The organism is Gilvimarinus sp. 1_MG-2023 (genome assembly GCF_030548285.1).
On record NZ_JAUOSC010000002.1, the window covers coordinates 496,089 to 521,398 of the forward strand.

The 25,310-nt window shown below is 51.0% G+C and carries 19 protein-coding genes; 10 read left to right on the plus strand and 9 right to left on the minus strand.

Going from position 1 to position 25,310, the window contains the following annotated elements:
• Positions 1 to 77: 77 nt before the first annotated feature.
• The 4 genes from Q4563_RS04960 to thiI all read right to left on the minus strand — a co-directional run bounded on the left by Q4563_RS04960 (position 78) and on the right by thiI (position 5,564).
• Positions 78 to 1,409: a glycoside hydrolase family 2 TIM barrel-domain containing protein gene (locus tag Q4563_RS04960; protein ID WP_303603810.1), complete on the minus strand. Its 1,332-nt coding sequence runs from the start codon at positions 1,407 to 1,409 to the stop codon at positions 78 to 80.
• Positions 1,410 to 1,624: 215 nt separating this feature from the next.
• A complete protein-coding gene (gene typA, locus Q4563_RS04965; protein WP_215978121.1) occupies positions 1,625 to 3,448 on the minus strand; it encodes a translational GTPase TypA in 1,824 nt (607 codons plus the stop codon).
• A 163-nt stretch (positions 3,449 to 3,611) separates the two neighbouring features.
• Entirely contained in the window at positions 3,612 to 4,082 is a 471-nt protein-coding gene (locus tag Q4563_RS04970; protein WP_303603811.1) for a hypothetical protein, read from the minus strand.
• Positions 4,083 to 4,091: 9 nt separating this feature from the next.
• A complete protein-coding gene (thiI, locus tag Q4563_RS04975; RefSeq protein WP_303603812.1) occupies positions 4,092 to 5,564 on the minus strand; it encodes a tRNA uracil 4-sulfurtransferase ThiI in 1,473 nt (490 codons plus the stop codon).
• Between the two features lie 341 nt (positions 5,565 to 5,905).
• Between thiI and glnA the strand changes: the two genes are divergently transcribed.
• From glnA to Q4563_RS05015, 8 genes are all read left to right on the plus strand, one after another.
• Positions 5,906 to 7,315, plus strand: a complete 1,410-nt coding sequence (gene glnA, locus Q4563_RS04980) for a glutamate--ammonia ligase (RefSeq protein WP_215978124.1) — start codon at positions 5,906 to 5,908, stop codon at positions 7,313 to 7,315.
• A 140-nt stretch (positions 7,316 to 7,455) separates the two neighbouring features.
• On the plus strand, positions 7,456 to 7,977 hold the full coding sequence (locus Q4563_RS04985) for a DUF4124 domain-containing protein (RefSeq protein ID WP_303603813.1): 522 nt from the start codon (positions 7,456 to 7,458) through the stop codon (positions 7,975 to 7,977).
• Positions 7,978 to 8,168: 191 nt separating this feature from the next.
• Positions 8,169 to 9,272: a nitrogen regulation protein NR(II) gene (glnL, locus tag Q4563_RS04990; RefSeq protein ID WP_215978126.1), complete on the plus strand. Its 1,104-nt coding sequence runs from the start codon at positions 8,169 to 8,171 to the stop codon at positions 9,270 to 9,272.
• Positions 9,259 to 10,680 (plus strand): nitrogen regulation protein NR(I), encoded by a 1,422-nt coding sequence (gene glnG, locus Q4563_RS04995; protein ID WP_215978127.1) that lies wholly within the window; start codon positions 9,259 to 9,261, stop codon positions 10,678 to 10,680. The genes glnL and glnG overlap by 14 nt, the downstream gene beginning before the upstream one ends.
• Before the next feature lie 84 nt (positions 10,681 to 10,764).
• Positions 10,765 to 12,150, plus strand: a complete 1,386-nt coding sequence (locus Q4563_RS05000) for an alanine/glycine:cation symporter family protein (protein ID WP_303603814.1) — start codon at positions 10,765 to 10,767, stop codon at positions 12,148 to 12,150.
• 14 nt (positions 12,151 to 12,164) lie between these two features.
• The gene (locus tag Q4563_RS05005) at positions 12,165 to 12,776 is read left to right on the plus strand and encodes a transglutaminase-like domain-containing protein (RefSeq protein ID WP_303603815.1); all 612 of its coding nucleotides are present in this window, start codon (positions 12,165 to 12,167) and stop codon (positions 12,774 to 12,776) included.
• Entirely contained in the window at positions 12,773 to 13,018 is a 246-nt protein-coding gene (locus tag Q4563_RS05010) for a DUF2164 domain-containing protein (RefSeq protein ID WP_303603816.1), read from the plus strand. The genes Q4563_RS05005 and Q4563_RS05010 overlap by 4 nt, the downstream gene beginning before the upstream one ends.
• Entirely contained in the window at positions 13,015 to 13,491 is a 477-nt protein-coding gene (locus Q4563_RS05015; RefSeq protein ID WP_215978131.1) for a GNAT family N-acetyltransferase, read from the plus strand. The genes Q4563_RS05010 and Q4563_RS05015 overlap by 4 nt, the downstream gene beginning before the upstream one ends.
• Before the next feature lie 68 nt (positions 13,492 to 13,559).
• Here the strand turns inward: Q4563_RS05015 and Q4563_RS05020 are convergent, their stop codons facing one another.
• A complete protein-coding gene (locus tag Q4563_RS05020; protein WP_303603817.1) occupies positions 13,560 to 14,891 on the minus strand; it encodes an OmpP1/FadL family transporter in 1,332 nt (443 codons plus the stop codon).
• A 432-nt stretch (positions 14,892 to 15,323) separates the two neighbouring features.
• Here Q4563_RS05020 and Q4563_RS05025 point away from each other — a divergent pair, with 432 nt between their 5' ends.
• Complete coding sequence (locus Q4563_RS05025; RefSeq protein ID WP_303603818.1) at positions 15,324 to 15,857, plus strand: peroxiredoxin-like family protein; 534 nt, start codon at positions 15,324 to 15,326, stop codon at positions 15,855 to 15,857.
• A 48-nt stretch (positions 15,858 to 15,905) separates the two neighbouring features.
• On the opposite strand, the gene Q4563_RS05030 is transcribed toward Q4563_RS05025, so the two are convergent.
• Positions 15,906 to 17,675 (minus strand): SLC13 family permease, encoded by a 1,770-nt coding sequence (locus Q4563_RS05030; protein ID WP_303603819.1) that lies wholly within the window; start codon positions 17,673 to 17,675, stop codon positions 15,906 to 15,908.
• Positions 17,676 to 18,014: 339 nt separating this feature from the next.
• Here Q4563_RS05030 and Q4563_RS05035 point away from each other — a divergent pair, with 339 nt between their 5' ends.
• A complete protein-coding gene (locus Q4563_RS05035) occupies positions 18,015 to 19,100 on the plus strand; it encodes an acyltransferase family protein (protein WP_303603820.1) in 1,086 nt (361 codons plus the stop codon).
• 89 nt (positions 19,101 to 19,189) lie between these two features.
• Here Q4563_RS05035 and Q4563_RS05040 read toward each other — a convergent pair whose 3' ends face one another.
• The 3 genes from Q4563_RS05040 to Q4563_RS05050 form a co-directional block, all read right to left on the minus strand.
• Positions 19,190 to 19,918: a hypothetical protein gene (locus tag Q4563_RS05040; protein WP_215978136.1), complete on the minus strand. Its 729-nt coding sequence runs from the start codon at positions 19,916 to 19,918 to the stop codon at positions 19,190 to 19,192.
• A 399-nt stretch (positions 19,919 to 20,317) separates the two neighbouring features.
• Positions 20,318 to 23,014, minus strand: a complete 2,697-nt coding sequence (locus tag Q4563_RS05045; RefSeq protein WP_303603821.1) for a TonB-dependent receptor domain-containing protein — start codon at positions 23,012 to 23,014, stop codon at positions 20,318 to 20,320.
• A gap of 193 nt (positions 23,015 to 23,207) precedes the next feature.
• A complete protein-coding gene (locus tag Q4563_RS05050) occupies positions 23,208 to 24,911 on the minus strand; it encodes a hypothetical protein (protein ID WP_215978138.1) in 1,704 nt (567 codons plus the stop codon).
• Positions 24,912 to 25,310 lie beyond the last annotated feature (399 nt).

The following is a 25,310-nucleotide window of genomic DNA, read 5'->3' on the forward strand; positions in this document are numbered from 1 at the left end:
CTTTTAACCAAAAGAAGGGCAAGATCACTTAGCAAGTTCGCCCACAGAATTTTAACCTGCGAGCGATTATCTTGCCGTCAGTTTAACTTCACGTAAAAAGGAAAATTCGCATTACCCACTTTGCCTTTGCCATCATAGGTATAAGAATAGAGTCGATAGTCGCCCTCTGCAATTGGCGCCGTAAAGACAAGGCGGCCTGAGCCTTGCTCAATAACCTGAAGCGGAACGGTCGCGGGCTTTTGCTCAAAGGCGCCGCCCTGGCTTCTAGTCTTTACCTCTTTTAGCAGCTCCCACTGATAGTCAATCGGGTCGCCATCCGGGTCCTGCACGGCCACGTCAGCTTCGACCCGCTGCCCCGGCTTAAGGTAGACGCTGTCGGTGGCAAGTTTACCGTTTAACCGAATATCGGCGGCCAACGGCGCACGGTTATCTGGGTATTGCCCGGTCCAGAAACGCGATAACTCATCGATACGGGCATTGGGTTTGCCGTCGGCGTTAAACATACCGTACCAGGTGGGGGTACGCTCTTGCTTTTGCCCCCACAAAAACGCGTAGGAGCCAATCACCTTACCGGTGGGGTTGCCCGCGAAGGCATCGCGCATACGCAGCGCCATGGTTCGGGCCTTCTCGCCACTCGGCTCTTCAATTTCGCGCCCCCATTCGGTTGCCGGACGCTCCCAGTGACCGATGGCGCCATACTCGGTAACCATGTAGGGCTTGTCGATATTATGGCCCTCGATGATTTCCGGTAAGCTGCCGACATCGCCATACAACTGCACCGAAATAAAATCGACATCGGGCGTATACTGCAGCGCGGTTTTAATATGCTGTTCAGAAGCGCCGGCAAAAGTGTAAGTGACCGGATGGTTGGGGTCGTGCTGGTGTATATACTCGATCATGTCGTTGATCGCCGCATACACTTTAGGGTTCACATCCTGGGGGGAGCCATCTTCGCCCATCAGCAAATTGGGCTCGTTAGCGACGACCCAAGCCAGTAAGTTGGGGTGATCTTTGTAAGTCTGAACGGCTGTTTTAAAGGCCTCGAACTGCTCGGCAACAGCGGCCTCGTCGTTGTAATCAAAACCGTGCAGCTCTTTGTCGGTATCAAATCCCAAAGCCACCATAACGCCATGTTTTTTTGCTTCGGCCAGCAACTGGTCGGCCTTGCTCGTATTCCAGGTACGAACACTGTTACCGCCTATCGCCACCAGTAGATCCATACTGCCTATAGGCGAACCACCCACGCCTCGCACCTCAAACGGCTGACCCTCGACCCTTAGCTGGTAGACGTTATCGACTTTGACAATATCAACCTCGCGAGGGCCGTTATTGTCTTCGGCGCAGGCCGTAGAAGTCAGAAGAGTAACAAGCAGAACGGGCGCTAACCACGCTAGGAATTTTACCAGCATACAATAACCTCGATATTATTTTGGATTATTGAAGCACGCGGTTTGAACGGACTCGCCCCACCTATCAGAAATAAGCAAAGTGGGACGCAGAGAAAAGTGGCACACTGTCTAGAGCAAAATAAAGCCCCAGAAACAACAAACCCCGCCTATAGCGGGGTTTGCCAAGCAATGATTGGATTAGATGCCCGAGCTCAGACATCCGACCAAAGTATTACTTATTTTTTAGCGCGCTTGCGCTCATTCTCGGTCAACAGCTTTTTACGCACACGAATTGACTCGGGCGTCACTTCAACCAGCTCGTCGTCTTCAATAAATTCCAACGCCTGCTCAAGCGTGTGGCGAACTGGTGGCGACAACGTCAGCGCTTCATCAGTACCGGCGGCACGAATGTTATTCAGCTGTTTCGCTTTGGTCGGGTTAACGCTCAAGTCGTTATCGCGCGAGTGAATACCAATAACCTGACCTTCGTAGACCTCGGCGCCGTGGCCTAAGAATAGACGACCGCGATCTTGCAAAGTAAAGAGCGCGTAAGCCAAAGTTTTACCCTTAACCATAGAGATCAGTACGCCGTTGTGACGGCTGATAATGTCACCGCCTTTGACCGGGCCGTAGTGGTCGAAGATGCTGGTCATGATGCCCGAGCCAGAGGTCATGGTGAGGAACTGACCGCGAAAGCCAATCAAACCGCGCGATGGAATCAAGAACTCCAGCTTAACGCGACCTTTACCGTCTGGCTCCATGTTGGTCATTTCGCCACGGCGCAAGCCGATCTCTTCCATCACCGAGCCCTGGTGCTGATCTTCAACGTCAATCACCACATTCTCGTAGGGCTCGTGAATCTCGCCATCCACTTCGCGCTGAATAACCTCGGGGCGTGACACACCCAACTCAAAGCCTTCACGGCGCATGTTCTCAATCAGTACCGACAAGTGCAGCTCACCACGGCCGGATACGACGAATTTATCGGGGCTGTCACCCTGCACAACGCGCAGTGCCACGTTATGAATCAGCTCTTGATCCAGTCGCTCGCGAATGTTTCGGCTGGTGACAAACTTACCTTCTTTACCGGCAAACGGTGAGTCGTTCACTTGGAAAGTCATGCTCACGGTAGGCTCATCAACCGTCAGGGCGGGCAGCGCCTCTACCGCATCGGGGGCACATAATGTGTCGGAAATATCCAACCCATCGATACCGGTAATACAAACAATGTCACCGGCGGTGGCGCGATCGGTGTCGACACGCTCCAGACCGTGATAACCCATTACCTGCAGAACCTTGGCTTTTTTAGGTGCACCTTCACGTTTGGCTACCACTACCTGTTGGTTGGGTGAGAGCGAGCCGCGGCTAATGCGACCAATACCAATAACCCCAACGTAGCTGTTGTAGTCGAGTGCGGAAATCTGCATTTGGAAATCACCGTCGATATCAACTGCAGGAGCCTTCACATGCTCGGTGATCATTTCAAACAGCGGGGTCATGTCTTCGGCCAGCTCATCTGGCTCGGGGCCGGCAACACCGTTAAGAGCTGAGGCGTAAATAATCGGGAAATCGAGCTGCTCGTCGGTAGCACCCAAGCGGTCGAACAGATCAAATACCTGATCCACAACCCAGTCAGGGCGAGCGCCGGGGCGGTCAACTTTATTGATCACCACAATCGGGTTCAGACCTTTTTCAAACGCTTTGCTGGTTACAAAACGTGTTTGCGGCATAGGGCCGTCAACAGCGTCCACCAGCAGCAATACTGAGTCCACCATCGACAGAACGCGCTCTACTTCACCACCAAAGTCAGCGTGCCCAGGGGTGTCTACAATGTTAATTCGGTAGTCATTCCAGCGAATGGCGGTATTTTTAGCCAAGATGGTAATGCCGCGCTCACGCTCCTGATCATTGGAGTCCATGATGCGCTCGGCGCCTTCGTCGCGGCGATCCAGCGTGCCAGACTGAGACAACAGCTTGTCCACCAGAGTGGTTTTGCCATGGTCAACGTGGGCGATAATGGCGATATTACGCAAATTAGCGATGTCGGATTGGGTGGTCACAGTGTGCCTCAGTACTTTGGGGAAATGACAGCGGCAGACAACTCGAAGCCTCTACCGCTAAAAAGGCGCGCATTATAACGGTCTCAAGGGATAACAGGAATGAAAAAGATCAGTTTTTAGGCACTATTGAGGAAATAATCCCTAGTGAGTGGCTTTTGCCGCCTCAAAGACCAAAATAATTGGTCGGCTCTTCACCATCGGAGCCAATTTGCCCCTCGCTGTCGCCGGCAAACTGGAACAGCTCTATCAGCCCGGACTCGGCATTGGTAAAACAAGAGATAAACATTTCACGCACGGGAGGCTCTCGGCTGGAGTCCTTAAAAATCTCAGCTTCGATATAAATCTTAAACTGATTGGTTGACCTGTCATGACGACTGCTGAATTTATCTACGTGCATGACCCGAATGCGATCAACGAAAGACTCCTGCATTCGCTCTTCACAGTGTATACGGGCATCGGTCATGGTTGAATGGCGATAGCGCTGTTGCTCAGCCTGATCTCGATTAAAGTCAAATTCACCGAGTGGAACCCCTGAAAAATACAAGGTGGCACCAACCGACAACATCACCAACCCAAATGCCGCCAATCCCAATACGGCTCCCTGCAACACTGATGCCCTGTGTTTTTTGCGCATAATCACTGATCACTCAGGGCGATAGACGCCGATATTTGACTGGCCATCCTCCACCAAATGAGAGGCGTGCAATTGACTCATAATGCCTTTATCGCAATACAAATAATACCGCTTTTCGCCTTCGAGCTGCCCCAGCGCGTTATTGAGAGTATAAAAGGGAATTTTAAGCACCTCGGCATCACCAACCGCCAATGGCTTGAGCGCCTCTTCGTCGGGGTGGCGAATATCAATAATCACTCCACCCACGGGCAGGCTCGACACGATATCCAGCGGTTGCTCGGGCATAACTGACTCAGCCAAATCGCGCACATCCGAGACGATCTTATTTTGCACAGCCTGCTCCAATACAGCAAAATCGAACTTCTCTTCCACCGCAACCACTTTGTCGAGCTTGGCACGAGTGGTGGGTCGCACCGAAATAACCCCGCAATATTCAGGCATGCTGGCAGCAAAGGTTTCGGTGCCAATATGGCGTGAAATATCAATAATTTCGCCTTTATCCATGGTCACCAATGGACGCAACACTAAGGTATCAGTGACTCGGTCGATCACATTGAGGTTAGGCAAGGTTTGGCTCGACACCTGGGCCACACTCTCCCCTGTTACCAGCGCGGGCAACTTCAACTCTGCCGCCACCTGACTGGCAGCGCGCATCATCATGCGCTTTAGCACCACCCCCATGTAGGAGTTGTCGACATTTTGCAGAATTTCACTGACCACCCCCTCAAAGGGGACGGTGATAAATTTAACAGGGTGCGAAACGCCGTATTTATTCCAAAGAAAGTAAGATACCTCTTTAACGCCCATCTCGTGCTGGCGACCGCCGAGGTTAAAAAAACAAAAATGGGTGCGAATGCCGCGCTTCATGGTCAAATAAGTGGACACAGTAGAGTCAAAGCCACCGGAAATGAGTGACAACACAGACTCTTGCGACCCCAGTGGGTACCCCCCCAAGCCTCTGCGAAGACTTGAAACCACTAACAAACGATCATCTTTAATTTCTAAACGCACGGTCACTTCGGGCTTTTTCAACACCACGCCGGCGTTTTCCGTATGCTGGGCTAAGCCACCGCCGATATAGCGCTCAACGTCGGTGGAGGTAAAATCATGACGACCACTGCGCTTTACCCGCACACAAAAAGTTTTGCCAACCAAACGCCCCTGCCAGCAAGCGAGCACCTGCTCAAAGTTTTGGTGCATATCCCCCAAGGGAAACTCCAACACCTTTAGAAAGCTACCGATACCTGGCGTGTGGGCCAAAATTTCCGTCACCCGGGCCTCACGCTGAGCCACCTCCTGGTCGCTCAGCCCTGCATCACTGGCGATCAGCTCGACTTTTTCCCAGTCGCGACTGACCCGAATGTCACTGGACACCTCTACCACCTGCGACCGTATATTATCTCGCAACTGACGAATAAAGCGCTTTCGCACCGGTGGACTCTTAATAATTATTTCTGGGAAAACCTTGACGATGAAATGCATGTAAGCCTACTGTAAGCGCGCAGTAAAAACGCGTTATTATAATGCAATCAGGTACCTGAGCGAAATGCGCAAACCTTATGCGCACCATAATGAGTCAAAACGTGGTGCACGAGCACAACCATGGTGCACACCATTGCGCCACTGTAGATACCCCATGGCCGGAAGCCCTGTATTTTCTCCACCTTTTGATATGAATATTATGGTACAGTTCTTGCCTTAAATCGAGCACAACCACAAATTGCCCACCTTAGCGGTGGTGCACTGAATCAGTAGCGTTGAGTACTGACGAATTTTTTAACTAAACGTACGTAGCCCTAGGCTTTTCAAATTGGAGGCATTCGATGTCTAACAAGCAGACACTGGAACTGATTAAAGAACACGAAGCGCGCTGGGTAGACATGCGCTTTACCGACACCCGCGGTAAAGAACAGCACGTCACCATCCCCGCCGCCACGATTGACGAGGACTTCTTCGAAGAAGGCAAAATGTTCGATGGCTCCTCCATCAACGGCTGGAAAGGCATTAACGAATCAGACATGATTTTGATGCCAGACGACGAAACCTCTATCGTCGATCCGTTCTCTGAAGACAGCACCATTATTATTCGCTGTAACATCGTTGAGCCTACCACTATGCAAGGCTACGATCGCGACCCACGCTCTATCGGCCTGCGCGCTGAAGAGTACTTGAAATCTACCGGCCTGGGTGATACCGCACTGTTCGGTCCCGAGCCTGAGTTCTTTGTATTCGATAGCGTACACTGGGCCTCTGAAATGGGCGGCTCTTTCTACAAAATCAAATCTGAAGAAGGCGCCTGGTCTTCTGGCGACGACTTTGAAGACGGCAATGCCGGCCACCGTCCAACCGTTAAAGGCGGTTACTTCCCAGTACCTCCCGTTGACTCACTGAACGACTTGCGTGGCGCTATGTGTAACGCCATGGAAGCCATGGGCCTGGAAATTGAAGTACACCACCACGAAGTTGCCACTGCTGGTCAGTGCGAAATCGGCGTTGGTGCCAACACTTTGGTTAAAAAAGCTGACGAAGTACAGATTTTGAAGTACTGCGTACATAACGTTGCTCACGCCTACGGCAAAACCGCGACCTTTATGCCTAAGCCCCTGATTGGCGACAACGGCTCTGGCATGCACGTACACCAGTCTTTCTCTAAAGACGGTGTTAACCAGTTTGCTGGTGACGACTACGCTGGCCTGTCTGAAACTGCCCTGTTCTACATTGGCGGTATCATCAAGCACGCACGCTCACTGAACGCTTTCTGTAACGCCTCTACCAACTCTTACAAGCGTTTGGTTCCAGGCTTTGAAGCTCCTGTTATGCTGGCCTACTCTGCTCGCAACCGCTCTGCGTCTATCCGCATTCCGTTTGTGACCAGCCCTAAAGCCAAGCGCGTTGAGACTCGCTTCCCTGATCCAACTGCCAACCCATACCTGTGCTTCGCTGCACTGATGATGGCCGGTATCGACGGTGTTCAGAACAAGATCCACCCAGGTGAAGCAGCCTCTAAAGACTTGTACGACCTGCCCCCAGAAGAAGAAGCGCAAATCCCAACTGTGTGCTCTAGCCTGGAACAAGCTCTGCAAGCTCTGGAAGACGACAACGAATACCTGCAAGCAGGCGGCGTATTCACCAAAGACTTTATCGATTCTTATATCGAGCTGAAGCAAGCCGACATTCAGCGTCTGCAAATGACTCCACACCCTGTAGAATTCGAACTGTACTACAGCGTGTAAGTCTCGCTTAGCCCCCCCTTAAGGGATAAGGGACTAAGTCGCAAAAAGGCCCGCCTGGCAACAGGCGGGCCTTTTTCTTTTGTCGGTAAAGCGTTATCGTACTATGTAGCACGCACCTGATTCCTACAGGAATGACCACCATGGTTAGACTGACATTTATTGCCCTGACACTTTTCGCCTTTCATGCCTCGGCCGAAGTTTATAAATCGGTCGATAAATACGGTAACGTCACCTACACTGATGACCCCGCCCCAGCCTACAAACGCGGTGAAAAAACTGAAAAAGTGAATGTCCCACCCACCAATATTGTGCCAGCCGGCAAAGCCATGGCGCCCGACATTGACTTGGATATAGAAACTGAAGAAAAGCACCCCGACTATCAGGTGCGTATTATTAGCCCCTCCGAGGGTCACACCCTCACACCTGGCCAGCGAGACCTGGTGATTGCGGTAACCACCCAGGCACCATTGCGCCACGAGGCCAAATTTGCGTTTTACATGGATGGCAAACAGCTCGGCACGACCGAGCTCAACAACTATTCCATTCGCGAGATTATTCGTGGCGAACACACCATTCGGGTAGATGTACTAGATAGCAATGAGCACACGCTCTCTAGCAGCGCGCCCGTGACCGTTTATGTTCACCGTGCCTCGGTGAAGTAATCCCGACCGCAGAAACCGCCCCAATATGGCGCAAACGCCCTCATTCTGTGCAAGAATACAAACCCCAATAACACTTCAAGCAAGGAAACGCCCGTTTTTCGCGCCTTTTGTGTTGGTTTGGTTATTGCATAGTGCACCTTGATTAATCACCGCAAGCCTTAACGCTGCGGCGCCAGGAGTATAGAAATAACGTGACACCCACTGATTTACACAAACAATTGCTCGACAGCCTGAGCACAGCCATCATTCTTTTGGATGGCCACCTGCAGCTGTGCCATATCAATCCGGCCGCTGAAGCGTTGTTGTCCATCAGTCTGGAGCGCTGCCTAGGCGAACCCTTTACGCATTTTTTTCACGAGTCTAGTGATACACCTGGTGAGCTGAGTCACGCGGCACAGCAAGCCAATCATTACACCAAGCGACACGCCGAATGGCAATTGCTCAACGGCGAGCAAATTACGGTAGATTATACGGTTACACCATTCAGTCACAATCAAGGCTTAGTGATTGAGATTTTACCCATAGACCGCTTACTGCGCATCTCCCGTGAAGAAATGTTGTCATCATCGCAAGAGACCACACGAATTCTGATTCGCGGTATGGCTCACGAAATCAAAAACCCACTGGGTGGTATTCGTGGAGCAGCGCAATTATTGGCCCGAGAATTACCGGAACCTGAACTGAAAGAATACACCGGCATTATTATCGACGAGGCCGACCGCCTGCGAAATCTAGTAGACCGGATGCTCGGCCCCAATCAATTACCGCAGTTGTCGCAACTGAATATTCACGAGGTTTTAGAGCGTGTGGCCACAATGATACACGCAGAAAGTGGCGATGCGATTCACATCGTTCGCGACTATGACCCTAGCCTACCCGATATCAACGGCGACAAAGAACAGCTTATTCAGGCATTACTCAACATTGCACGCAACGCCATGCAAGCGATGAAAGAAAACCATACACCCAACCCAACGCTGACCTTGCGCTCACGAGTACGCCGCCAATACACCATTGCCGGCCATCACCATCCGCTGGTGATTCATATTGAGGTGGTCGATAACGGTCCGGGTATTCCCGAGCATATGGTAAAACAAATTTTTTACCCCATGATATCTGGCCGCGCCGAAGGCACTGGCCTAGGTTTAACTATTTCCCAGCACTTGATCCATCAACACAATGGCTTAATCGAGTGCCACAGTGAACCGGGCGAGACACGCTTCTCCTTGTTCCTGCCCATGGAAACCACATCCTCTTCAACTACAGCTACGAGAAACCGCCATGCAGAAGTCTAATTGCGTATGGATTATTGACGACGACCGTTCAATTCGTTGGGTTTTAGAAAAAGCCCTACAAAGTGCCAACATTGTAACGCGTACTTTCGATACCGGTGACTCGGCACTCAGTCAGCTTAACCGAGAAATTCCCGACGCTATTGTCAGTGACATTCGCATGCCCGGGGTTGATGGTCTAGGGTTGTTATCAACTCTACACACCAACCACCCTGAAGTGCCGGTGATTATTATGACAGCGCACTCAGATTTAGACAGTGCCGTAGCAGCCTACCAAGGTGGGGCCTTTGAATACCTACCCAAACCCTTTGACGTAGACGAAGCGGTAGCCGTGGTTCAACGCGCGCTGGCTCACGCCGAAGAGCAAAAAAGCGAACGCACTCACCCCGATGCTGTAGAAGTCGATACCGAGATTATCGGTGAAGCACCAGCCATGCAAGAAGTGTTTCGCGCGATTGGCCGTCTATCGCAATCCAATATCACGGTATTGATTAACGGTGAATCGGGCACGGGTAAAGAGCTAGTAGCACGCGCACTGCATCGCCACAGCCCGCGACGCAACGAACCTTTTATAGCACTGAACATGGCCGCCATTCCCAAAGACTTAATGGAATCAGAACTGTTCGGCCACGAGAAAGGCGCCTTTACCGGGGCCGCCACACAGCGCCAAGGTCGCTTTGAACAAGCCAATGGTGGCAGCCTGTTTTTAGATGAAATAGGCGATATGCCAGCCGAGACCCAAACGCGCCTGCTGCGCGTTTTAGCCGATGGCGAATTCTATCGCGTTGGCGGCCACACACCAGTGAAAGTGGACGTACGCATTATTGCCGCCACCCACCAGGACTTGGAAAATTTGGTAACCGATAACCGTTTCCGTGAAGACTTGTTTCACCGCCTAAACGTTATTCGTATTCATATTCCCAAGTTGGCTGATCGGCGCGAAGACATCCCCAAGCTATCTCAGTTCTTTTTGCAAAAAGCTGCCGGTGAATTAAACGTCGACCCGAAAGTATTGCTGCAAGAAACCGAAGACTTTATGTGTGGCTTGTCATGGCCGGGCAATGTCCGCCAGCTAGAAAACACCTGTCGCTGGATTACGGTGATGGCCTCGGGGCGCGAAGTGCACACCGAAGACTTACCGCCGGAGCTGATGGACAATAAAGAAGGCAATGCGCCGGCCGATGACTGGGAAAAAGCCCTGCGCCACTGGGCCGATCAAGCCCTGGCTCGCGGCCACCACCAATTACTAAGCGAAGCCGTCCCCACCTTTGAGCGCGCCCTGATTGAAACCGCGCTTAAGTACACCGCCGGGCGCAAACGCGATGCTGCCAACTTGCTGGGTTGGGGACGCAACACGCTGACCCGCAAACTCAAAGAGCTGAACATGGCGGGGGGAGACGAGACGAGCTAGAGAGCCGGGTTACGGGTCCGATTTTTCCTTAACCTGTCCCCGTTCTCCGTTCTCCGCTGAAAATGTTACCCTAACCCTCATCTAATGATTGGGGGCTCTGTGGAAACGCTATTACAACAATTTGCCACGTTTATGTGGGGCACACCACTGATCGTTTTACTGGTCGGTGGCGGGCTTTTTTTCGTCATTTACAGCCGCGGCTTGCCCTATCGGCACCTCGGCCACGGCCTGGCCATACTCACCGGCCGCTACGACCAAAGCTACGCCCAGGGCACTCTCAATCACTTTCAGGCTCTCAGCACGGCGCTTTCTGGCACCTTGGGCTTGGGTAATATTTCCGGCGTCGCCCTGGCCATTACCGCCGGCGGGCCCGGCGCTGTGTTTTGGATGTGGGTAACCGCCGTGGTGGGTATCGCCACTAAGTTTTTTACCGCCACCGCAGCGGTCATGTATCGCGGCCGTGACTCCGCCGGCGAACTTCAAGGCGGGCCCATGTATGTGATACGCGAGGGGCTGGGCGCCCGCTGGCTCTGGCTGGCCTTTGTCTTCGCGTTTGCTGGTTTGTGCGGCACACAACCTATCTTTCAGATCAACGAGCTTGTTAACTTGCTACGAACCTCGGTTGCCTACCCCCTCAACCTCGCCAGTGATGGTTCGCACTTTCTGTTCGATTTGGTTGTAGGCATATTGGCTGCCCTTGTTATTTTTGCCATTATTAGCGGTCAATTGCAGCGCGTAGGCAAGGTAACTGCACGCATCGTACCCACCATGGTACTGGTTTATTTAGTGATGACCGGGGGGGTGTTAATCAGTCACGCTAGTGCTATTCCCGAGGCATTTTCGCTGATTTTTCACGACGCCTTTTCCGCCACCGCTGTGGCCGGGGGCGCGCTGGGCACAGTCATTAAAGTTGGGGTCAGTCGCGGCGCTTTTTCCAACGAGGCGGGCATAGGCACAGAATCCATGGCGCACGGGGCGGCGCGAACCAATGAACCGGTGCGCGAGGGGTTGGTGGCAATGGTCGGGCCTATCATCGATACATTGCTGGTGTGCACCTGCACTGCTCTGGCAATTTTAGTAACCGGCGTCTGGCAATTAGGCCAGAACGATGGGGTACTGTTAACCGCCGGTGCCTTTTCGGCGACCTATGGCTCTTGGGGGCCCATACTCCTTACGATGATGGTCATATTTCTAAGTTTGAGCACTATTCTTACTTTTTGGTATTACGGCAGTAAATGCTTAGGTTTTTTAATTGGGGCTCAACACCAACACCACTATGTATGGATCTACTGTGTGTTTATTGTGATCGGCGCGGTGGCATCACTCACCGCCCTGTTTAATTTTCTGATTGGCATGTACGCGGTTATGGCCATCCCCACCATGGTGTCGGCTTTACTGTTATCTCCACGTATTATGCGAAGGGCTCAAGAATATTTCGCACAACAAAAACTGAATAAATCGTATCGCTAGGCCTCAAGTACGCCATGACGCCCGACACCTTGACCTCCTACTTAGCCGCCAGCGTATATATTGATTGGCAAAATAAAGCGATAACACAACAAAGTGCCGCTTTAACTCACAAGCTCGATACCCCTCGCGAAAAAACCGAGGCATGTTTTGTATTTGTACGCGACCAGATCGAACACAGCTGGGACTACCAGCGCAGCCCAACCACCTGCCGCGCCTCAGAAGTATTAAAAGCCGGTACGGGATATTGCTACGCCAAAAGCCATTTGCTGGCGGCACTGCTACGCGCCGCCAATATTCCAGCCGGATTGTGCTATCAACGCTTAACTGTTAGTAATAACCGGGCGCCGTTTTGCCTGCACGGTTTAAACGCCGTGTATTTACCGCCATACGGCTGGTATCGGCTGGATGCTCGCGGCAATAAACCGGGCGTCAATACTGAGTTTTGTCCACCGATTGAAAAGTTGGCCTTTCCAATCTTGACACCCGGCGAGGCCGATTTATCTGAAATATGGCCTGAGCCACTGCCATTGATTACCCAGTGCCTAGAGCGACAGCATACATGGCAGGCAGTGGCCGATCACTTGCCCGACATCCCTCTTATTCAAACTTTAAGGATATCCTCATGAAATTTTCCGACCGGGAAAAAGAGGTCATTACATCTAAAATTCAACTGTACTTTCGCGAGGAGTTGGATCAAACCATTGGCAGTTTTGATGCACTTTTTTTATTGGATTTCTTTGCCGAAGAAATTGGTCCCTATTTTTATAATCGCGGCCTGCATGACGCCAGTGCTTTACTGCACGAACGTATGGACAGCATAACCGATGCGGTTTATGACTTAGAAAAAGCCACGGAGTTGAGCCGTTGATAACCATTAAACGCGCCGATTACGATCGAGCTGAAGATGCCGAGGCCATTATTGTACTGATGGACGCCTACGCTCAAGATCCGATGGGGGGTGGACAACCACTGTCGGATTACAGCCGGAAAAATCTGGCCACTAAACTTAAGCAACACAATGCCGTAACACTTTTAGCCTGGGACGGACAACGCCCGGTGGCTATCCTCAACGCATTTTTTGGGTTTTCGACGTTTGCCTGCCGGCCACTGCTCAACGTTCATGATCTCGCGGTACTAAAAAACTACCGCGGCCGGGGCCTAAGCCGCCTGCTACTGACAGAGCTAGAATCAGTGGGGCGCAATCATGACTGCTGCAAATTAACGCTAGAAGTACTCAGCGGCAACGAACGGGCGCAAGCCGCTTACCAGTCCTTCGGGTTTTCCCGCTATCAATTAGACCCCACCCAAGGGCAGGCATTTTTTTGGGAGAAAAAGCTGTAACGGGGTACGGAATGATAATCCGTACCCCGTCTCGCGTTCTGCGTTCTGCGTTCTGCGTTCTGCGTATTTTAAAACTGCCAGTTCAGCTGCGCAGCGAAGATATCAACGCTACTGTCAAATGAGCCGGAAAGTGTGTGAGTAATACCCAGATCATTCGTCTCTTCTTCAATGAGCGATGCATCGTCAATCAATAGATGGGTATAGCCAAAATCCAGTGACAAGTTAGCAGAGACTTCCCAGTTAGCCCCGAGGCTTAACCAAGTGCGGTCGGCATCGGGAATACGCGGGCTGACGTGCTCTGGGTTGGTTTGCGGCGCTTCATCAAGCGCTACCCCGGCGCGCCAAGTCCAGGCCCCGGTATCCATACTGGTGCCCAGTGCATAGCGCATGGTGTCATCGTACTGCAGATCCAGCACGTCTACCTCAGCACCATTACCGACATTGATTACCTGGATATTTTGAATACTGCTCCAACTGGTTTTGGCAATGTCCGCGTGGAATGCCCAGCCGTCGGTAATATATTGCGTCGCACTAACGGTCAGTGTGTCTGGCAGAGTGACATCTGATTCGATATCCCCACCGAGTGTGGATAATCCTGCAAAGCAGGCGGTGCCTGTCGACCCACCTGCCTGAGGAGGTAAAGGCGCACCAACGCCGGGGCTACAGGTAGCATTAAAATCAAAGGTGGCTTCGCCTTCGAGAGTATATTCGCCGCCCTCCCGCCACGAAACACCAATGCTCGTTTTATCGGACGGGGTAATCAGTACGCTTAAATCGATAACAAAGCCGTCGTCATCGCCTTTGATTTGAGCGCTACTGTCGGTAGCAGGGCTGGGAGCCAAACCAAGGGTCGAGTCGACCTGACTTTGCAGGTCGGCCTCGATGGTTTGATAGTTAATACCTACCCCAACAGCAATAAAATCGGCTATCTGCCAAGCGGTGGTGGCATTAATATTAACCAGTTGCAGCTCACTATAGGTGGCCGAGTAGCGCCCCACCCATTCATCGCTAAAGCTGCTGGACAAGCCGTAGGGCGCATTAATACCAAACCCTACCGAGAACCGGTCACTCAAGGGTACAACGGCGTAGAGGTTGGGTATGACACCTAACTCGTCGGTGTTATCGCCGCCGCCAGAAAAGGATGATCCCTCATCATTAAAGGTTGCATCGGTTGCTACAAAGTTAATGGCCGCGGTAAAGGACGTGCGATCGATCTGGGTCATACCAGCAGGGTTGAAATAAACGGTACTCGCATCCGTAATATCCGAACCTGTACCGGCAAATGCTTTCCCCATATGCGCAGGGCTTTGCTCTAACAGCTGAAAAGAGGCACTGTGTGCAAGCACAGGTAAACAGGCGAGGGTAGTAGCCAGTATTGTTTTATTAAATTTATGATACATAGATAGCTCCTAGGCGTCAGTCGAGCGACAAGATAATGATTCCAACTCGAACCCGAATACATCTAAGGTCCGAGCCTAGAGATAGGCTCACAGCCAGCAGAGCAAATCATCACTGGCAGCGAGGCACCGCAATCATAAATAAGCTTGCCTCCCATAAGACTAGCAGATAGAAATCTAAATTCAGCTTTTCTCACAAAAATTTACCGACACCTCACCCCCTCCCCAAAGCCCTATTACAACGATGCGAGCCAATTCCGAGACTGCTTACACGCCGTCGACTTTGTTTATTATTTGTACAATTTTCGAGTTCTGTGAGACGCAGCACATCTTGTTAGCCTGCACTCTCTACTGGCTTAATTTTTGCCCCTTGTAGAGTGCGATGATTCAAGCGCTTATAGCGCATTTTTTAAGTTGCATTATTAGGAGGCAATTATGTCTGATAGAAAAATCTCTTCAGCCGCCGTTTTTCCTGACATTAGCGTTAAAAGCGCCGACAATACCGACGTTCTGCTCGGTCAACGTCAATCGGAATCGAGCTGGAAAATGGTCGTGGTTTACCGCGGTAAACACTGCCCTATTTGTACAAAATACTTAAACGAGCTCGAAAATTACAAACAGAGGCTGGCCGATATGGATGTGGAGTTGGTCGCCGTCTCTGCCGACAGTTCAGAGCAGCTGAATGAACACAAAGAGCAGCTTGAGGTTTCGTTTGCGCTCTACCACAGCCTTAGCATCGAACAAATGCAAACCCTAGGGGTGTATATTTCGCAGCCTCGCTCAGCAAAAGAAACGGATCACCCCTTTGCAGAGCCAGCCTTGTTTATTATTAACGGTGATGGGCGCATTCAAATCGTTGATATCGCCAATGCGCCTTTTTCACGGCCGGACCCTGAGATATTGGTATCGGGTTTGGAGTTCATTCGCGACCCCGAAAATGACTACCCTATCCGCGGTACTTACTCTTAATTCAGTACTCGGGCGTCGCCCCAAAACCACGAGGGCGGCGCCTGCCCGTTAAAGTGTTAAAGGCCAACCGAGGGCCAGCACTAGCACGGTGGTAGACCCCACCAAGATGCTCATTGGCAAGCCCGCCTTAAGGAAGTCGGTAAATCGATAACCTCCGGGGCCATAGACCATTAAATTGGTTTGATAGCCCAAGGGGGTACTAAAGCTAGCGGAGGCCGCCATCATCACTACCAGCATAAAAGGCTCGGGGTTTAATCCTGCTTTGGCGGTCATCTCCAAGACCACGGGTACCATTAAAATCGCCGCCGCATTATTGGTAATGGATTCGGTTAATAACCAAACCGCCACGTAGGTCAGAAACAAAATCAACACCGGATGCCCCTGGCCAATTACAAGCAAGCCATCGGCCAGCAACTGAGCCACGCCGGTTTTGTACAAGGCATTACCCAGCGCAAACGAGGAGGCAATAGTAAGCAGTACGGTCGGGTCGAGGCTCTTTTGCGCCTGCTGCGCCGAACAACAACCAGTAATCATCATAGCGGCTGCTCCCAGTAAGGCCGCGTTCAGCATAGAGAGCAGCCCCAGTGCGGCCGAGAGTACAACACCCAATAAAATCGCCCAAGACAAAAAGGCACGCTGATGTCGTGGCGGCTCGGTACCAAGATCACTGACCAGCAAAAACTCTTTACTGTACTTTTGCCGGCTGACAAACGCTGGGCGCGCCTCCAGTAGCAATGTATCACCCGGTTTTAGTGTCGTTGACCCCAGGTTGCCCGGAATACGCTCACCATTGCGAGCCACCGCCAAAACCGCCGCGCCATAGCGCTCGCGAAAGTTCGAATCGCGTACCGTCTGGTTAATACAGTCGCTGTGCGGAGAAATAACCGCTTCGACTAAACGTCGCTCTTGACGCTCACTGGCAAGGGTTAGCTCACCATCGGTAGAAGGCACAATGCCTTTAATACGCAACAAGTCGGAAATGGCTTCGGTGTTACCAGCAAAGACTAAGCGATCAGCTGCCTGCAGAGGCTCCTCTGAGCTAACCGCAGGAATAATACTGCCCTTGCGTTCAATCTCCACTAAGTAGATACGCTTTAAATTGCGCAGCCCCGCCTCTTCTACCGTGCGCCCCACCAAAGGGCCGTCCGATGCTACCGCCACCTCTAGAGTAAATTCACGCAAATTGCCAAAGATGGCTTTTTCGCGACGATCCGGCAAACTTTTGGGAAAGACAAAGTACATAAATACCATGCCCACGATCACCACAGGCAGTGCAACAGCGGTTATCGAAAATAACGAGAAGCTGGCATGGCCGGTCAATTCTTGATATTGACCGTTGACCACTAAATTGGTACTGGTGCCTATTAGGGTTAGGGTACCACCGAGTATGGCAGAGTAGCTGAGGGGGATCATCAGCTTGGAAGGAGCCACATCAATACGCCGCGCCCATGAACGCACGGCGGGAATCATGGTGGCAACCACCGGTGTATTGTTCAAAAACGCACTTAGTATGGCCACCGGCAAGCCGATTCTAATTTGGGCTAAGCGAATAGAGCGTGGATGCCCCAATACATGATTTACCAGCAAGTCCACGCCGCCTGAACCGTGGATACCCGCCGCTACCACAAACATGGCTGCGACCGTCAGTACTCCTTGATTACTAAAGCCGGCAAAGGCCTCGCCGACCTCCAGCACCCCGGCAACACTGAGAATCACCAACACGGCCATCATCACCAAGTGAGCGGCAATACGGGTAAAAATGAGCACTAACAAAGCACCCACCACAAGCCCCAATGATAATAATCCCTGCCACTCCATTTTTCTCAGACCCAATAATAGACAATAAGGCGGCGAGGATACCCGAACTTGGCGCAAGGGAAAAATAGTTATTTCTGCTAGGTTTATAACTTCTGCGTATATCGATCACTTTTCATTCAACACTTCTTGAATATCAACAACAACCACAACCCACGCCCTAGTATGATAAAAAGCCCCCCTCCGGCTAACCGAGAATGGTAAACTTGTGCGTTTGATCATCGGCTCTCCAGTGGCCGCCCCTTTGTAAGTGGTGTGCTGCCCACACTTGGGCGTTGAGCTCGCCCACACCATGCTGCGATAGCGTCCAGGCGATAAACCATCACCCATAAAGAGGCTTATGTGAATACCTCCAACAGATATTTAACCGATTTTGATGGCCGTAGAGACAATAACTTTACAGTTATTCGACTACTGCTCGCATGGGCAGTTCTATACGGCCACAGCTTCCCGATACAGTCTACGAAAGGCATTCCCGACCCGTTAACCCAATTGTTTCAGGGCTCCACTTGGATTGGAGCCATTGCAGTCGATGGGTTCTTTGCCATAAGTGGCTTTCTGGTCACCGCTAGTTTATTGCGGCGCGGAGCTGTGGATTACTGCCTTTCACGTTTACTGCGAGTATTGCCCGGCCTGATGGTGTGTGTTGCTCTATGTGTGTTTGTGCTCGGCCCCATAATGACCAGCCTGCCAGTGGCGGAGTACTTCTCACACCCCAAAACGCTGCACTACCTGTCAAATGCTTTCGCCTTACCCAATGTTCAGTGGGTTTTACCGGGCGTATTTGAAAACAATCCGGAAACAGCCATCAATGGTTCACTTTGGACCCTATCCGTAGAGGTTCTGTGTTATGTATTTTTGGTCGTTCTCTCCGCATTTTATGTATTCCGCACCCGAATAATGGCGAACGCACTTCTGTTGGCTCTTTTCTTGTTCGGCGCTTACTTTTTTAGTGAAATACCACTACTAGGTAATAATAGCCGCTGGACCCGTACCTGTTTATATTTCTTGCTCGGCGTAGCCTTTTATATAAATCGCGACCTTATTCTGATTCATTACCGGCTGGCTTTATTAGCTCTGATTTTAATAATCACCGCTTTTGGTGAGCAGTGGTTTCCGTATGTCTTCCCTGCCAGCCTGACGTATTTAATTTTTTATCTGGCCTATGGCGTCAAGCACATAGACCTAGACAAATACCTAGGGGACATTTCGTACGGCGTATATATTTACGCTTGGCCAGTACAACAGATAGTGGCATCTTACCTACCAGGTGACCGCCCCTACTTACACGCCGTTATTGCCAGCATAATAGTCGCTATTCTTGCTTTTGCCTCGTGGCGATTGATTGAAAAGCCAGCCCTGGGATTGAAGAAAAAGCTGCTGAAACCGGTATCCCCACCACCTGCACCGCAAACTCACAACACCTAGCAGGTTGTTAATAAGCCCTTAACACACATATAAAAAAGGCCGCCCAACAGGACGGCCTTAAAGACAGGAGCTTACGATATCTCTAGTGTTTAGTCGTTTCCGGGGTAGTTCACCACAGCGATATAATGCATACCGACCGCGTCCTCTCCGACAAAACCCGGAATAAAACGAGAGTCTTTCAGGGCGCCTTCAATAATACGGGCGTCGCGACGAGCCCGTCCACGCGCTTCAATGGTTTGCACACTGTCCACACCACCTTCAGCGTTGACGTTACCGAGAATACGAGCCATCTGACCGCTATTGAAAAAACGCTGGCCTTCACCGCGGTCGGAATAGTTACTGTACCAATCGGCATTGTCCAAACGCTCTTGCGGGGCGAAGTAACTTACGCCATATTCGCGCTGTAGTGTACCCATATTGGGCAGCATCACCACATTGGGCTGTGAGTCGTTGCGCGAGTACACAACGCGAAAGGTCATGCGAACAGGCACCGCTTCGCCATCCACCTGAGCAGGGGTAAAAGCCAAGCCGTCTAAAGCGCGCTCGGTTTGCCCTTGCAGATCATCGTAACCGGCTTTCTCAAAACAAGTTACATTGCTGGCGGCACCCGTGGTAGCAATGTCAGCCTGACAATATACAGCTATAGTTCTATTATCAGTGGCCATAGATTGGGGAATAACAACTTTACTGGTTACCTGATCAACCACATCGCCAAATTGAGCGGGCTGATACATGGAGCTCGCACTGCTGGAAAAAGGCAGGATAACTGCCAACATTGCCAGTGAACCGAGCACCTTTTTGGTTAGATGAATTTTCATGCTCATTTCCTCTTTACTGGGGAGTTGCCCCGACTACAAAGTGCGCCAATTGCAATTGTTTAACCAGCGCCGTTGTATTAAGAATATCACCGCCCCAAGCATATCAATGTTAATTTATTGTGACAGAAATGACTTATTTGCCTGTTTTTGGGCAAAAATTTGAATTTTTTATCGTTTTTTTAGCCAAATAGTGGGCAAAAAAGGGGCGGAGCGCTCAATTAATGGGCAAATGAGCATTTATCTATAACAAAAAAGTCTAAAAATACCAGTAGTAAAACCGACAGTAGAAGCCAAATTCAGGCAAGCACCCCTTCTATTGGGCAAAAAAAAGCCGCTGATGGCAGCGGCTGGTTCGCATTCCTTTGCGTTATTGTCCTGCCTTGTGACAGGCATTAGGTATTAGAAGGAGTATTTAAAGTCCAACCCAACACCAGTGCCTTGCTCCTGTTTTAAAATCGTAACCGTTTCACCACCAGCATTCACCTGCTCAAACTCACGGTCTTGGTCAAGCAAATTGCTTAGCTTAAGCTTCAAGCTCAGAGTTTCTGTAGGATAAAAGGTGTACACCAGATCTAGCGAGTGATACGGCATTTCAAATGCGTCCTGGTGGCCGTTAGAGCGCGCCGCATAGTAAACCCGATCACCAAATACGTTATACAACAGCGAGGCTGTATGCATACCATCGTCAGAGTCAAAACCCAGCTGTGCATTCATCACATACTCGGACTGGCCCGTCATACGACGTACCGTATTGGTAAAGCCTTCACCGTCTGGTGATACGATCTCAGAATCGCTTAATGTCAGGTTACCGGACACAAACAAACCGCGACCCAAGCCTTTCTTACCTTCAAACTCCAGGCCATATATCTCACCGGAAGTCGCGTTGTAATACTCCAGAGAAATATCATCATCTGAGGCTGGTTTGCGTGTTTGCTCAATCGGATCAGAAATTTCTTTATAGAAGAAAGAGACAGTGAGGTTATCCCCGTCGCCATAAAACCATTCTGTGCGCAAATCCAAATGGTTAATTTCGGAGAACTTAAGCAAGGGATTGCCTTGAACCAGAATACCCAAATCGGGGTCGATGTAAGACACATTCGACATCTCCCGCAAATCTGGGCGAATCACTGACTGGCTAACCGCTGCGCGAACCTGGAAATCATCGGCGTCCATAAAGCCCTGATTCATATAGGTCAACGCTAAGGATGGATACCAGCCGTCTTCTTTAATCGCTAAGGACTGCCCCTCTTTGGCCAATTCTTCGTTCAGCTGACGAATTGATTCACCAGTGTGATCCAGCAGATCGATTGGCAATACCGCCTGACGAAAATCCTCATAGCGCACACCGGCATTGACCCGCCACGTATAATCGAAATTGATATCGATCATGCCGTAGGCAGCATCCGTCATTTGGGCGGCAATATAACTTTCCTGCCCAGTCGCGGTTCCCATGCTCAGGTTAAAGCCGTTCTCCAGGCTGCTTAAGTTATCATCCGACAACACCGCCCCGGGAGTTCCGGCCAATACATCGCCAGATATACCGGCAGTATTAATGTTGGCCGTGTAACCGTAGTAAGCACGCGATTTGTCGTTGTAATCATAACCACCACTTAACGTGACCAGGTTGTTGCCAAAGTTTAATGGCAACTCCACATCCAAGCCGTAGCTTTCAACGTTATCCTCCAGTTGAAGGAATGCAAAGGTGGCCACGGATGTGGTCGCCAGTAACGCCGTGTCAATCAGTTCGCCAGTCGCTGGATTCAGCGTGTTGGAGCCCTGAATATTAGTCTCGTTAGGTACAGCAGTCTCTGCCTTGGAGTCTGAGTAGTACCAGTTAGCACTCAACTCATCCATTGCATCAAACAAGTCAAACTCGACAGCGTGATCACCCGTCACCTGGAGTACCTCAAGGCGACGCTCTTCAAAACGAGTTTGATAATCCACTCTCTGGGAGCCATCGGCAAGAGTGTTGTTGTTATTAAAACCTTCTGTAATGCTGGCTAAATCTTCAGTGTTAGTAATAAAGAAGCCGCTCGCTTCGATTGTGTGCATTTCCTGAAAACTAACACCGGCACTGACCGAGGCCAGCTCTTTTACTTCTTCGGTGGTCCGGGCTACTTTCGAGTTCACGGTATCCGGGTTACCAACACCCTTTTTCTCTTGATTCTTATTGCGCCACTCTTTGTCATAAGAGAGGTTGGCCAGCGCACCAATGCGCCAATCATCAGAGACATACCAAGAATTACCCAGCGACACTTTGGCGCCTACATCGGGATCAAGAGATTTTGAAGTGATCTCAACGTCCCGATCCAGCGAGAGAATAAGGTCGCGGTTGATTTGTTCGGCTTGCTCACGCAGTTCGGCACTGGCCGCGCCGCCACTGGTGTGCAAAACATTCAGGATGCCATTGATGCTGGGGTCACCCTGGTATTGAGTCAACGCATTGCCCAGCTCAACGGGAATGCCATTATCAACATCACCACCGGAGTAAGTTAGACCGTCATTACTGCTCTGACTGTTCCAACCGGTACCGATTGAAATATCGAATACGACATCATCGGGGATACCTTTGGTGCGGATATCAACACTACCACCACCAAAAGTTGCCGGTAAGTTGGGAGAGTAGGCTTTTTGCACTTTTAGCGTTTTAACAATGCTAGAAGGCAAAAGGTCGAGCGGTAGCACGTTACGCGTTAACTCTGGTGACGGCACAGCCGCGCCGTTGAGTCGGGTCGTAGAATAACGCTCCCCCAAAGAACGAACGTAGACGTACTGGTTGTCGACAACGGTCAAACCAGTAACACGAGAAAGCGCGGCGGCAATATCGGAGTCGCCAGCGCGGGAAATTTGATCAAATCCGAGAACATCAGCGGCGTAGGGCTGCTCAATGCGCTCATCAATAATTGAATCGGACGCGCTTTGTAGGCGGCCAACTGTAAGAACTTCTTCAATCACCGGTGCTTGAATTCTTGGTGTTGAAGATACTTCACCGGCGTCGGAAGATTGTGCAACAGCCTGCTGGCCACTGTACAACACGACGGACGCTGCCATTATCGCCAGGCTTAACTGGCGTCGCTTGGAAGTCATTGTGCGCATGTTAAAAACCTATTCAGGCGGTTTTCTGTTCGAATGGAGTTCGGTTTACCCCCTGATACTTCTGGCCCGTGAGGCCGAAGGGGTGACCGAGTGAGGCGAGCCGCCTCTATACTCTTACATTAAGCTTGGGGCCTTATCGCAACAGGGCGCCCCATTAATAAGGCGCCCTGTTACTTGAGCCGAGACGCCTAACTTAGTCGTCCAGACCTACAGTCCAGCCAGCGACCCAGTTGTTATCAGCGCTAACCGCACCGATAAAATCAACCGCGTCAAAGAAGTTGCTGGTTCCTGAATCACTCAGAGCAGGAGCAGCACCGGCTTCGAACTCGTTAGCAAGCATAGTCACGTCGTAAACAGGAACGTTAATTACGTTGCTGTTGCCGTCGGTCATGCTACCGGCAGTAATGTAAGCGCGTGGATTGCTGTCCAGGCCTTCAATAACAACCGCAGGCAGTGCACCAGTGGTGTTTTCATCCAGAATCACGTTGTCAGTGTTCTCACCAGAGGCTAACCAAGCGTCAATATCGAAAGCACCGTTGGCAGGATCAACACCAGCTTTAGTCGCTTCGGTACAAGCAACCACGTTGCTCTTGGCAACAGACCAGCCGTCGATTGCCGCTGCAATAGTTTGTGGACCTTCGGTGTCATCCAACTCCAGACACTCGTTAGATTCCATGCCAGAGGCGTTAGACGTTACGATAGAGTTGTATAGCTCAAAGTGCGCACCTTCGCGGAACAGTGGGCCTTCAGAGCTACCTTTTGAACTTGGGTGCTCACCGTCGTTTTCGCCGACATTAGAAGTGATACAGGTCATGTTTGAGATACGACCTTTAGTGAAAGGCTCGATGTTATCGGCGCGGTCACCACCAGTGTTGTCCGCTTCGATACAACGGTTTGAACCAGAAGTGTGAGTAACCAGTGCGAATTGAATGTCGCCCACCCAGCCTTCAGAGAAGTCGATCGAGTCATCACCTACGTTTACGGCAACAACGTTTTTCAGGTCAACCGCACCGCCGAACATCTCAAACCCGTCGTCCAAAGTGGTGTAAGTTTGTACGTACTCGATCTCAGTGCCAGAACCTACCGCGTTCAGGGTCAGGCCGTTCAGCTCTGAACCATCAACCACTTCGTAGCCTGCGTAGCGAATTTGCACATAGTTCAGGATACCGCTGCTTTCGCCGTTGTTGTTACCACCGTAAGTCGCTGGGCGACCTTCGGCCGTTACGTGACAGTTGTGAACGTTGTTGCTGGTCGCTTGACGCTGAGCATCGGTACACTTGTTGGTAATGCCGTTACCGTTGATTTGTACACCACCCCACAAACCGCGATCACCTTCGGTGGCCGCACCGTCGCGCAGGTCAGTAACGGAAGAGAATACGATTGGCGCATCGGCCGTACCTTCAGCGATAATCGAAGAGCCGCGGGCGATACGAACATAGTCGGCTGAAGAAGAGAAAGCGATGAGAGCGCCGGCTTCGATAGACAGCACAGAACCTTCGCCTTCCTGAGGAATACGAACGCCGGTTGAAGCTTCGCTGGCATCAACGTCTTCACCTACCCAGAGGCTGTCCTGGAAGATGTGCAAACCACCGTTTTCCAAGGCGGGGATATTCAGATCAACAGTCAGGGGGCTGACGTCGCTAACAAATGCGGCGCTGTAAGTACAGTTGCCGTTAGCGTAGGTACCTTCGCGAGTTTGGCCCGCTTCGGAGTATGACGCACATGGGTTAGTGTCAGTGCTTGGAGTGTCACCGCCACCAGCTTCGTTGGTGATGTTGTTGGTGGTGTTGTTTGAGTTAACCTGATCGCTTGAAGGGTTCAGGTTAATGTCGCCGCCGCCACAAGCAACCAACATGGCCGCCAAAGTATTTACGCTAATGAGGGTCTTGATCTTCATAAGTTCCAACTCTCCCAGAATGGATAGTTTGCAAAAAATAGTTTTGTGATCGCAGGCCATGCCTGCGCTCGGTAATCCGTAGCACTTCGTTGTGCCTTGCTCATGGCCGACTGAATATTAGCGCTCGCACACGTCGAGCTCAGTGCTCATGTGGCGCCTATACTTGACGAGTTTTATGAAAGTTGCGTGACAGCTTTATGAAGGTTTTGTTTCAGGGGAACTTTTGGATACATACTGACCACCTCACGACAGGGCCTAGCTCTGATCAAATAACAGTCAATCAGCGCCTGACACACCGAACATCTGGCACGCAATGGCACGTCTATATTGATAACGACAAGCTATTTGACTTTACCCACCAAAGCGGTAACCTACGGCTGAATTCATTTTTATGACCGA

Bases quoted from the DNA above. Each gene is read 5' to 3' on its own strand.
- Q4563_RS05010 (WP_303603816.1), top strand. From the start codon at position 12,773: ATGAAATTTTCCGACCGGGAAAAAGAGGTCATTACATCTAAAATTCAA.
- glnG (WP_215978127.1), top strand. From the start codon at position 9,259: ATGCAGAAGTCTAATTGCGTATGGATTATTGACGACGACCGTTCAATT.
- Q4563_RS05050 (WP_215978138.1), bottom strand. From the start codon at position 24,911: ATGAAGATCAAGACCCTCATTAGCGTAAATACTTTGGCGGCCATGTTG.
- Q4563_RS04960 (WP_303603810.1), bottom strand. From the start codon at position 1,409: ATGCTGGTAAAATTCCTAGCGTGGTTAGCGCCCGTTCTGCTTGTTACT.
- Q4563_RS04970 (WP_303603811.1), bottom strand. From the start codon at position 4,082: ATGCGCAAAAAACACAGGGCATCAGTGTTGCAGGGAGCCGTATTGGGA.
- Q4563_RS05030 (WP_303603819.1), bottom strand. From the start codon at position 17,675: ATGGAGTGGCAGGGATTATTATCATTGGGGCTTGTGGTGGGTGCTTTG.
- Q4563_RS05025 (WP_303603818.1), top strand. From the start codon at position 15,324: ATGTCTGATAGAAAAATCTCTTCAGCCGCCGTTTTTCCTGACATTAGC.
- Q4563_RS04985 (WP_303603813.1), top strand. From the start codon at position 7,456: ATGGTTAGACTGACATTTATTGCCCTGACACTTTTCGCCTTTCATGCC.
- Q4563_RS05000 (WP_303603814.1), top strand. From the start codon at position 10,765: ATGATTGGGGGCTCTGTGGAAACGCTATTACAACAATTTGCCACGTTT.
- Q4563_RS05005 (WP_303603815.1), top strand. From the start codon at position 12,165: ATGACGCCCGACACCTTGACCTCCTACTTAGCCGCCAGCGTATATATT.
- thiI (WP_303603812.1), bottom strand. From the start codon at position 5,564: ATGCATTTCATCGTCAAGGTTTTCCCAGAAATAATTATTAAGAGTCCA.
- Q4563_RS05045 (WP_303603821.1), bottom strand. From the start codon at position 23,014: ATGCGCACAATGACTTCCAAGCGACGCCAGTTAAGCCTGGCGATAATG.
- Q4563_RS05020 (WP_303603817.1), bottom strand. From the start codon at position 14,891: ATGTATCATAAATTTAATAAAACAATACTGGCTACTACCCTCGCCTGT.
- glnA (WP_215978124.1), top strand. From the start codon at position 5,906: ATGTCTAACAAGCAGACACTGGAACTGATTAAAGAACACGAAGCGCGC.
- Q4563_RS05040 (WP_215978136.1), bottom strand. From the start codon at position 19,918: ATGAAAATTCATCTAACCAAAAAGGTGCTCGGTTCACTGGCAATGTTG.